This window comes from Hydrogenophaga sp. OTU3427 (assembly GCF_038440225.1).
Lineage (GTDB): Bacteria > Pseudomonadota > Gammaproteobacteria > Burkholderiales > Burkholderiaceae_C > Hydrogenophaga.
Genome location: NZ_JASATI010000028.1, coordinates 57368 through 66288 on the forward strand (window position 1 = coordinate 57368; position 8921 = coordinate 66288).

10 protein-coding genes and 1 riboswitch are annotated in these 8921 nt (G+C 67.8%); of the genes, 2 read left to right on the forward strand and 8 right to left on the reverse strand.

All coding sequences use genetic code 11. The features are described 5' to 3' along the window. The 5 genes from thiS to AAHB17_RS16220 all read right to left on the reverse strand — a co-directional run bounded on the left by thiS (position 1) and on the right by AAHB17_RS16220 (position 4845). Positions 1-210: a sulfur carrier protein ThiS gene (thiS, locus tag AAHB17_RS16200; protein ID WP_342131673.1), complete on the reverse strand. Its 210-nt coding sequence runs from the start codon at positions 208-210 to the stop codon at positions 1-3. Then, entirely contained in the window at positions 207-1307 is a 1101-nt protein-coding gene (locus AAHB17_RS16205) for an FAD-dependent oxidoreductase (RefSeq protein WP_342131674.1), read from the reverse strand. Before AAHB17_RS16205 ends, thiS begins: the two co-directional genes overlap by 4 nt. A gap of 3 nt (positions 1308-1310) precedes the next feature. After that, the gene (gene thiC, locus AAHB17_RS16210) at positions 1311-3221 is read right to left on the reverse strand and encodes a phosphomethylpyrimidine synthase ThiC (RefSeq protein WP_342131675.1); all 1911 of its coding nucleotides are present in this window, start codon (positions 3219-3221) and stop codon (positions 1311-1313) included. A gap of 74 nt (positions 3222-3295) precedes the next feature. Continuing rightward, a riboswitch (TPP riboswitch) is annotated at positions 3296-3406 on the reverse strand. An 88-nt stretch (positions 3407-3494) separates the two neighbouring features. Continuing rightward, positions 3495-4133 (reverse strand): 3-oxoacid CoA-transferase subunit B, encoded by a 639-nt coding sequence (locus AAHB17_RS16215; RefSeq protein WP_342131676.1) that lies wholly within the window; start codon positions 4131-4133, stop codon positions 3495-3497. Between the two features lie 10 nt (positions 4134-4143). Further along, positions 4144-4845, reverse strand: coding sequence for a CoA transferase subunit A (locus tag AAHB17_RS16220; RefSeq protein WP_342131677.1), 702 nt, complete (start codon positions 4843-4845; stop codon positions 4144-4146). A gap of 84 nt (positions 4846-4929) precedes the next feature. Between AAHB17_RS16220 and AAHB17_RS16225 the strand changes: the two genes are divergently transcribed. After that, positions 4930-5517 (forward strand): PAS and helix-turn-helix domain-containing protein, encoded by a 588-nt coding sequence (locus tag AAHB17_RS16225; RefSeq protein ID WP_342131678.1) that lies wholly within the window; start codon positions 4930-4932, stop codon positions 5515-5517. A gap of 274 nt (positions 5518-5791) precedes the next feature. Here AAHB17_RS16225 and AAHB17_RS16230 read toward each other — a convergent pair whose 3' ends face one another. The 3 genes from AAHB17_RS16230 to pcaC all read right to left on the reverse strand — a co-directional run bounded on the left by AAHB17_RS16230 (position 5792) and on the right by pcaC (position 8224). Next, positions 5792-7570 carry a methyl-accepting chemotaxis protein gene (locus AAHB17_RS16230; protein ID WP_342131679.1) on the reverse strand — a complete coding sequence of 593 codons (1779 nt, stop codon included), beginning with the start codon at positions 7568-7570 and terminating at the stop codon, positions 5792-5794. A 93-nt stretch (positions 7571-7663) separates the two neighbouring features. Continuing rightward, positions 7664-7831 (reverse strand): hypothetical protein, encoded by a 168-nt coding sequence (locus AAHB17_RS16235; protein WP_342131680.1) that lies wholly within the window; start codon positions 7829-7831, stop codon positions 7664-7666. Between the two features lie 21 nt (positions 7832-7852). Continuing rightward, positions 7853-8224, reverse strand: a complete 372-nt coding sequence (gene pcaC / locus AAHB17_RS16240; protein WP_342131681.1) for a 4-carboxymuconolactone decarboxylase — start codon at positions 8222-8224, stop codon at positions 7853-7855. 62 nt (positions 8225-8286) lie between these two features. Here pcaC and AAHB17_RS16245 point away from each other — a divergent pair, with 62 nt between their 5' ends. After that, positions 8287-8868, forward strand: a complete 582-nt coding sequence (locus tag AAHB17_RS16245) for a peroxidase-related enzyme (protein WP_342131682.1) — start codon at positions 8287-8289, stop codon at positions 8866-8868. Positions 8869-8921 lie beyond the last annotated feature (53 nt).

An 8921-nucleotide genomic window follows, 5' to 3' on the forward strand; every position in this document is an offset into this window, starting at 1 on the left:
TCAGCCTCCTACGATGGCCTGGAACAGCAGCACGGCATCGCCCGCGCGCAATGCCTGATCGCGGGCCGGGCGTGGCACGAAGACGCCGTTGACGGCGGTGGCCACGGCCTCGGGTGTGTGGCCCAGGGCCGCCACGAGGTCGGCCAGGGTGGTGTCGGGCGCGACCGCGTGCGGCCGGCCATCGAGTTGGATGGACAGGGTGTCGTTCATGGGCAGAGTTCTCCGAGGCCGGCCTCGCGCAGGGCCTGCTCCACCAGCGCGGGCGCCAGCAGCCAGCCGTGGCGGAACAGGCCGTTGATGCGCAGCCGCCGGCCGTGGTGCTCGATGCGGGGTGCGTGGTCGGCGTAGGCCGGGCGCAGGTTCACGTCCAGCCGCAGGATGCGGGCCTCGGCCAGCGCCGGCACCACGCTGTGGGCGGCGGCCATCAGTTCGACCGCGCTCTTGAGCGACACCGGCGAGCGGTCCTCGCTTTCGATCTCGCTGGCGCCCAGCACCACCACGTCGTCCGGGCGCGGCACCAGGTAGACGCGGTGGCGCGGGTGCAGCAGGCGCAGCGGGCGGCGCAGGCCCACGCCGGGCGCGTGCAGCCACACGGTTTCGCCGCGCACGCCACGCACCGGCGCCTGGGGCCGGGCGCCGCAGCCACGCACATCGAGAACGTGCTCGAAGGCCATGGCCTCGCCGGCCTGGTCCACCAGCACGCCCTGCTCGTGGACCTCGGCGATGTGGCGGCCCCAGTGCCAGCCCACGCCGGGTGCGCCGTCCACCAGGGCCAGCAGCGTGGCGACCGGGTCGATCTGGCCCTCGCCCGGCAGGTGCCAGGCGTGGGCGGGGCCGTGCACCGCCGGCTCCAGAGCCCTCAGGGCCGCCGCGTCCAGCGGCTGGGGTGCATCCTGGCCATCGGGCGCGCGCCAGGCGGGCGAGCGCCGGGCTTGGGCCAGGCGATCCAGCACGCGCTGGGCGGCGCCCAGGTCCTGCCGGTGCGCGAGCAGCAGGCTGCCCTGTTCGCGCAGCATGGGCGTCCGTGGCAGGGCCGCGGTGATGGCGCGCCACAAGCCGATGGAGCGCCAACCCAGCGCGGCCAGCGCGGGCTCGGCGTTGTCGAGTTCGGCCAGCGGGCTGAGCATGCCGGCGGCCGAGAAGCCGGCGCACTGGGCGTCGCCAGCGGGTGTCGGCCCGTCGGCGTGGAAACGCGGCCCGGGCCCGGCGGCGGGATCGAACACCTCGACACGGTGCCCCAGGGCGTGCAGGCGCCAGGCCAGCAGCCGGCCGAGCAGGCCGGCGCCGGCGATACCGATGTGCGCCATGGCTCAGGCCGGGCGGATGGGCACGTAGAGCTGCGCGCCGCCGGCGCGGAACTCGGCCGACTTGGCGGCCATGCCACGCGCGGCCTCGTCGTCCACGGCACCCTGTCCGCCCTGCGCGGCGGCGAACTCGCGCACGTCCTGGCTGATCTTCATGGAGCAGAACTTGGGGCCACACATGGAGCAGAAGTGGGCCTCCTTGCTCGAATCCTTGGGCAGGGTCTCGTCGTGGAAATCGCGTGCGGTGTCGGGGTCCAGGCCGAGGTTGAACTGGTCCTGCCAGCGGAATTCGAAGCGCGCCTTGCTCAGCGCTTCGTCGCGTGCGCTGGCGCCGGGGAAGCCCTTGGCCACGTCGGCTGCGTGGGCCGCGATCTTGTAGGCGATCAGGCCCTGCTTGACGTCGTCGCGGTCGGGCAGACCCAGGTGTTCCTTGGGTGTCACGTAGCACAGCATGGCCGTGCCCATCCAACCGATCATGGCCGCGCCGATGGCGCTGGCGATGTGGTCGTAGCCTGGCGCCACATCGATGGTCAGCGGGCCCAGGGTGTAGAACGGCGCCTCGTGGCAGTGCTTCAACTGCTCGTCCATGTTGGCCTGGATCAGGTGCATGGGCACGTGGCCCGGGCCTTCGATCATGGTCTGCACGTCGTGCTTCCAGGCCACCTGGGTCAGCTCGCCCAGTGTGCGCAGCTCGGCGAACTGGGCCTCGTCGTTGGCGTCGGCACCGCTGCCGGGGCGCAGGCCGTCCCCGAGCGAGAAGCTCACGTCGTAGGCCTTCATGATCTCGCAGATCTCCTCGAAATGGGTGTAGAGGAAACTTTCCCGGTGGTGGGCGATGCACCACTTGGCCATGATGGAGCCGCCGCGCGAGACGATGCCGGTGCGCCGGTTGGCCGTGAGGTGGATGAAGGGCAGGCGCAGGCCGGCGTGGATGGTGAAGTAGTCCACGCCCTGCTCGGCCTGTTCGATCAGGGTGTCGCGGTAGATGGCCCAGGTGAGGTCCTCGGCCACGCCGCCCACCTTCTCCAGCGCCTGGTAGATGGGCACGGTGCCGATGGGCACGGGCGAGTTGCGCACGATCCAGTCGCGGGTGGTGTGGATGTGTTTGCCGGTGGACAGGTCCATCACGTTGTCGGCGCCCCAGCGGATGGCCCAGACGAGTTTTTCGACCTCCTCCTCGATGCTGGAGGTGACGGCGGAGTTGCCGATGTTGGCGTTGACCTTGACGCGGAAGTTGCGCCCGATGGCCATGGGCTCCAGCTCGGTGTGGTTGATGTTGGCCGGGATGATGGCGCGGCCGCGCGCCACCTCGTCGCGCACGAACTCGGGCGTGATCAGCGCCGGGATCTGCGCGCCCATGGGGTTGCCACGCAGGCGCTGCTGGCGGGCGGCGTCGCCTTCGTATTCGCGCATCCATTCGCGCCGGCCGTTTTCGCGCAGGGCCACGAACTCCATCTCGGGCGTGACGATGCCACGGCGGGCGTAGTGCATCTGTGTGACGTTGGCGCCGGCCTTCGCGCGCCGTGGCGTGCGCTGCAGCGCGGCGGCCTCGGCGCGCAGTTGCGCCATGGCGTCGCCGTCGCGCTCGGCGTGGCGGGCGCCGTCGTCCAGCAGCTGGCGCAGTCGGCCTTCGTAGGACTCGGTGTCGCCGCGCTCCCGCACCCAGGCGCCGCGCAGGTCGGGCAGGCCACGGCGCACGTCGATGTCGGCCGAGGGATCGGTGTAGGGCCCGGAGGTGTCGTAGAGCGAGACCACCTCGCCGTTGGTCAGCGCCACGTCGCGCACGGGCACGCGCAGGTCGGGCCGGCTGCCGGTGAGGGCGGATTTGGTGGAAGCGGGAAAGGGCGCGCGGCTGAGCGAGAGCAGGCGGGCAAAACGGTCGACGGCGAGGTCGGCAGGACGGTCGGGGGCATTCATGTGGGGCACTCCATTGGGTTCAAGGAATGCTCCGCAATCGTCCCCGGCCGGGCACGTGCGCACGCACGTCACCGTTCAGAAACTGCAGCTCTTCTTACGCCGGTACTAACCGGATCAAGTTCGCGGTTCTGGCGATCGTGGTTCGCCATCTCAGCACGCCATTACGTGCACCCCGGAGCGAGACGGATCATAGCGTGTGTTGTGTCCAGACAAAAAAACACCCCGCGCGGCACCGGGCCGCCGGGGGGTATTTTCGCCAGAGGGCGGGCGTTTTCAGATCAGCGGCACGCCGGTCTTGCTCTGGATGAACTCGCGCGTCACGCCCTCGGCCAGTTCCACCAGCTTCAGGCCTTCGGGGGTCACGTCCATCACACCGAGGTCGGTGATGATGCGGTCGACCACGCCCACGCCGGTCAGCGGCAGGGTGCACTCGGGCAGGATCTTCATGTCCTCGCTGCCATCCTTTTTCTTGGCCACGTGCTCCATCAGCACGATCACGCGCTTGACACCGGCCACCAGGTCCATGGCGCCGCCCATGCCCTTGATCATCTTGCCGGGGATCATCCAGTTGGCCAGGTCGCCGCGGGCGTTGACCTGCATGGCGCCCAGGATGGACAGGTTGATCTTGCCACCTCGGATCATGGCGAAGGACTGGTCCGAGCCGAAGATGGACGAGCCCTTGATGGTGGTCACGGTCTGCTTGCCGGCGTTGATCAGGTCGGCGTCGACCTCGTCTTCGTACGGGAAGGGGCCGATGCCCAGCATGCCGTTCTCGCTTTGCAGCCAGACCTCGATGTGGTCGGGCACGTGGTTGGCCACCAGCGTGGGGATGCCGATGCCGAGATTGACGTAGAAGCCGTCTTGCAGTTCGCTGGCCGCGCGGGCGGCCATCTGGTCTTGGGTCCAGGGCATGGTGGTCTCCTTATTTGCGGTCGCGGGTGGTGCGCTTTTCGATGCGCTTCTCGGGCGTGGCATTGAGCACGATGCGGTGCACGTAGATGCCGGGCAGGTGGATGTCGTCGGGCGCCAACTCGCCGGTGGCGACGATGCGCTCGACCTCGACGATGCAGATCTTGCCGGCGGTGGCCGCAGCCGGGTTGAAGTTGCGCGCCGTCATGTTGAAGCGCAGGTTGCCAGAGCGGTCGGCCACGTCGGCCTTGATCAGCGACACATCGGGCACCAGCGAGCGCTCCATCACATAGGTCTCGCCGTCGAACTCGCGCAGTTCCTTGCCTTCGGCCACCAGGGTGCCCACACCGGTCTTGGTGAAGAAGGCCGGGATGCCGGCGCCACCGGCGCGCAGCTTCTCGGCCAGCGTGCCCTGGGGCGTGAATTCGAGCTCCAGTTCACCTGACAGGTACTGGCGCTCGAACTCCTTGTTCTCGCCCACGTAGCTGGAGATCATCTTCTTGATCTGGCGCGTCTGCAGCAGCTTGCCCAGGCCGAAGTCGTCGATGCCGGCGTTGTTGGAAATCGCGGTCAGGTTCTGCACGCCGCTGTCGCGCAGCGCGTCGATCAGCGCCTCGGGGATGCCACACAGGCCAAAGCCGCCCACGGCCAGCAGCTGGCCATCGGCCACCACGCCTTTGAGCGCTTCGGCCGCGCTGGGGTAAATCTTGTTCATGCCACCTGTCTCCAGTCAGAAAAATGAAGGGGGAATTTCGCGAACCGTTACGATACTACGTATTCACATACGTAGTATTTCGTAATGTCCAACCCGGGTACCGCCCATGCCTCCAGCGGCATCGACTACCAGCTCGCCTTCGATCTCGCGCCGGTCGGCCTGGTGCTGTCGCGCCACCGCACCATGGTGGACTGCAACCGCGCGGTGTGCGAAATGTTCGGCGCCAGCCGCGAGCAGCTGGTGGGCCAGAGCTTTCAGATTCTCTACCCCAGCGCCGACGAATACCAGCGCACCGGCGAACGCATCGCGCCCATCATGAACGCCAAGGGCCACTACGCCGACGACCGGCTCATGAAGCGCCTCGACGGACCGCTCAAGGGCGAGACCTTCTGGTGCCACGTGACCGGTCGCTCGCTGGACCGCCACGACCCGCACGCCGCCGGCATCTGGAGCTTCGAGGACCTGAGCGCGCGGCGCACCGTCAAGGCCGACCTGACCGCCCGCGAGCGCGAGGTGGCCGCGCTGGTGATGCAGGGCATGACGGCCAAAGAGATCGGCAAGGTCCTGGCCATCAGCCACCGCACGGTGGAGATCTACCGCGCGCGGCTGATGCGCAAGTACCGCGCCAGCGGTACCGCCGACCTGGTGCAGCGCCTGCTCAGCGGCGGCTGAGCCTGTTCCATGTCTTTTTGGCGTCGCGCAAGTGCTTTTTCGGGATGGGCTGCCAGGCGCAAAACGCAGGCGGGCCGGTGGCCCGCCGAGGCTTTGCAACGCCGCAGACCACCCGAAAAAGCACTTGCCCTTCGGGTTGGGACGAAATCGGGCGATTTGCCCACCCATCCCCTTGCATGGGCATGAGCCCATGCGGCGGGCCTGTGCGGTCAACTCATCCCGATTGCGTCACAACGCGATCTCCAAAAAGACATGGAACAGGCTCTGAGCCGCATCAGAAGCTTTCCCAGTCCTTGTCACCACCCGTCGGGGCGGCCACGGCACGCACCGGCGCGGCGATCGCCGGCTGCACGCGGGCCTTGGGCGCCGGCATGGCCGGCTGCTTGGGGATCGCCTTGGGTGCGGGCTTGGACGCAGGCTTGGTTGCGGTGGGGGGCGTGGGCCTGCGCGCCACCGTGGCGTGTGAAATGGTGGGGGCTGCGCCTTCGTTGCCCAGCCGGAACACCGACACCACCTGCGCCAGACTCTGTGCCTGCTCGCGCATGCTGTCGGCGGCGGCGGCGCTCTGCTCCACCAGCGCCGAATTCTGCTGCGTCATCTGGTCGAGCTGGGCGACCGCCTGATTCACCTCGGCGATGCCCTGGCTTTGTTCGGCCGAGGCGCTGTGGATCTCGGCGATGATGTCGCTGACCCGGTTGACCGAGCTGACGATCTCGTCCATGGTCTGGCCGGCCTCGGCCACCAGGCGGGTCCCGCTGTCCACCTTCTCCACCGACGCACTGATCAGTTGCTTGATCTCCTTGGCCGCCGCCGCCGAACGGCCGGCCAGGCTGCGCACCTCGGAGGCCACCACCGCGAAGCCACGCCCCTGCTCGCCGGCGCGGGCGGCTTCCACCGCGGCGTTGAGCGCCAGGATGTTGGTCTGGAAAGCGATGCCGTCGATGACACCGATGATGTCGTTGATCTGGCGGCTGCTGGCGTTGATCTCGCCCATGGTGCTGACCACCTGCGCCACCACCTGCCCGCCGCGCTGCGCCACCTCCGCCGCCGAGGAGACGAGCTGGTTGGCGGTCTGGGCGCTGCCCGAGGTCTGCTGCAGCGTGCTGGTCAGTTCCTCCATCGACGAGGCGGTCTCCTCCAGGTTGCTGGCGGTCTGCTCGGTGCGCTGCGACAGGTCGTTGTTGCCCTGCGCGATCTCGCTGGACGCGGTGGCGATGCTGTCGGTGGAGGTCCGGACCTCGGCCACCAGGCGGCGCAGGGAGACCACCATCTGGTGCAGGCCGTCCATGACGCTGCCCGGCTGGGTGGGCGGCAGGTGCACGCCCAGGTTGCCCTGGGCCACCTCGGACATGGCGGCGTAGGCCACGTCTGGTTCGCCGCCGATCTGCCGGATGACCGAGCGCGAGATGACCAGGCCAATGCCCCCCAGGATCAGCAGCGCCACCAGCAGCAGGATGGCGTCCTTGACGACCTGCTGGCGGATCTGCTGGTCCAGGTCGTCGGTGTACAGGCCGGAGCCCACCATCCAGTTCCAGCCGTCCACCTTGAGGATGTACTGCAGCTTGGGCACCGCCACCGTGCTGCCGGGACGGGGAAAGTTGGTGGGCACGAAGGCCTGGCCGTCGCGGCTGTTCTTCATGCCGTCCATGAGCGCGACGATGATGTCCACCCCAGCTGCGTCCTTGACCTTGCCGATCATGTTCTGGCCGTTCCATTCGCGGCGGATGGGGTGCATCACGCCCATGCCGTCCAGCGTCCAGACGTAGAAATACTCGGTCTTGCCATCGGCCCCGCCGTAGCGCGCCAGGCCCACCGCCTCGGCCGCGGCCTTCTGCGCATCGGCCTGCGACATCTCGCCCTTGGCCGCCTTGGCCTGGTAGCCCATCACGATGCCATGCGCGGCCTGCACCGCCGTCACCAGCTGCTGCCGCCGTGCATCGGTGATCTGCTGACGCGACTGCAACGCGGCCGTCACGGCCATCACCAGCACCGCCACCACGGCAGCGGCCACCAGCAAGCCGATCTTGGACTTGAAACTCAGGCGATTGAGCATGTTGTTCTCCTCTTGTCTCCTCGGGGTTGGCGATCCTACGCCAGAAGAACGCTCAATCTAACAATTTTTACCAATTGAGAGATATCGATCCAATCAGTTTTCGCAAACGTCCACCGTCGGATCAGAGCCTGGGAGTTTTTGACCGTGCTCGAAAGGCACGTCACAACGCGTCGGATCGAGGCGCAAAGCGCAGCCATAGCTCGGGCCATGGCGAGCATTTGCAACGATGAGCCGGCGTGTTTTGGCCTGCAGGGCGGGCATGGACGAAAGACTCTCAGGCTTTCAGCTGCCGTCCACCACCTCGGCCGCGCTGCGGAAGGCCTCGACCGCCGTCGGCACGCCGCAGTAGATGCTGGCGTGCAGCAGCACTTCCTGGATTTCCTCGGGCGTGGCACCGTTGTTGAGCGCGCCACGCACATGGCCCTTGAGCTCGTGCTGCTTGCCCAGGGCGGTCAACATGGCCACGGTGATCAGGCTGCGGGTCTTGAGGTCCAGCCCGGGCCGCTGCCACACGTCGCCCCAGGCGTTGTGGGTGATGTAGTCCTGCATGGGCCGGGTGAAAGCGGTGGCGCCGCCAAAGGCCCTGGCCACGAAATCCTCGCCCATCACACGCTTGCGCATGGCCAGGCCTCGGTCGTATTGGTCGTTGTTCATGACATGCCCCGTGAGTGAAAAACCCAAGGATAAACTTGGCCGCAAACCACACGGAGACACCCATGAGCCAGACCCCACGCTTCCCGCTGCCCGACCTCAACAGCCTGCCCGAGGACATCCGCGCCAAGGTCCTGGAGGTGCAGGAGAAGGCGGGCTTCGTGCCCAATGTGTTCCTGGCGCTGGCGCGCCGACCGGCCGAGTGGCGGGCCTTCTTCGCCTACCACGACGCGCTGATGCTCAAGGAGGATTCGGGCCTGAGCAAGGGTGAGCGCGAGATGATCGTCACCACCACCAGCGCGGCCAACCACTGCCTGTACTGCGTGGTCGCGCACGGCGCCATCCTGCGCATCTATGAGAAGAAGCCGCTGGTGGCCGACCAGGTGGCGGTGAATTACCTCAAGGCCGACATCCCACCGCGCCAGCGCGCCATGCTGGACTTCGCGATGAAGGTCTGCCTGGCGTCCCACGAGATCGACGACGCCGACTTCGAGGCCCTGCACGCGCATGGTTTCTCGGACGAGGACGCCTGGGACATCGCGGCCATCACCGCCTTCTTCGGCCTGAGCAACCGCATGGCCAGCTTCAGCGGCATGATGCCGAATCCGGAGTTCTATCTGATGGGGCGGGTGCCGAAAGCGAAGTGAATTGCGCTGTTCGTTGGCGGGAATCACCTCGCCCGAGGACATGGGGTGCCTGG

What these genes read in the sequence shown, in the direction of transcription:
- pcaC (WP_342131681.1), bottom strand. Translation starts at nt 8,224, where the DNA reads ATGAACAACGACCAATACGACCGAGGCCTGGCCATGCGCAAGCGTGTG.
- thiC (WP_342131675.1), bottom strand. Translation starts at nt 3,221, where the DNA reads ATGAATGCCCCCGACCGTCCTGCCGACCTCGCCGTCGACCGTTTTGCC.
- AAHB17_RS16230 (WP_342131679.1), bottom strand. Translation starts at nt 7,570, where the DNA reads ATGCTCAATCGCCTGAGTTTCAAGTCCAAGATCGGCTTGCTGGTGGCC.
- AAHB17_RS16215 (WP_342131676.1), bottom strand. Translation starts at nt 4,133, where the DNA reads ATGCCCTGGACCCAAGACCAGATGGCCGCCCGCGCGGCCAGCGAACTG.
- thiS (WP_342131673.1), bottom strand. Translation starts at nt 210, where the DNA reads ATGAACGACACCCTGTCCATCCAACTCGATGGCCGGCCGCACGCGGTC.
- AAHB17_RS16205 (WP_342131674.1), bottom strand. Translation starts at nt 1,307, where the DNA reads ATGGCGCACATCGGTATCGCCGGCGCCGGCCTGCTCGGCCGGCTGCTG.
- AAHB17_RS16235 (WP_342131680.1), bottom strand. Translation starts at nt 7,831, where the DNA reads ATGCCCGCCCTGCAGGCCAAAACACGCCGGCTCATCGTTGCAAATGCT.
- AAHB17_RS16245 (WP_342131682.1), top strand. Translation starts at nt 8,287, where the DNA reads ATGAGCCAGACCCCACGCTTCCCGCTGCCCGACCTCAACAGCCTGCCC.
- AAHB17_RS16220 (WP_342131677.1), bottom strand. Translation starts at nt 4,845, where the DNA reads ATGAACAAGATTTACCCCAGCGCGGCCGAAGCGCTCAAAGGCGTGGTG.
- AAHB17_RS16225 (WP_342131678.1), top strand. Translation starts at nt 4,930, where the DNA reads ATGTCCAACCCGGGTACCGCCCATGCCTCCAGCGGCATCGACTACCAG.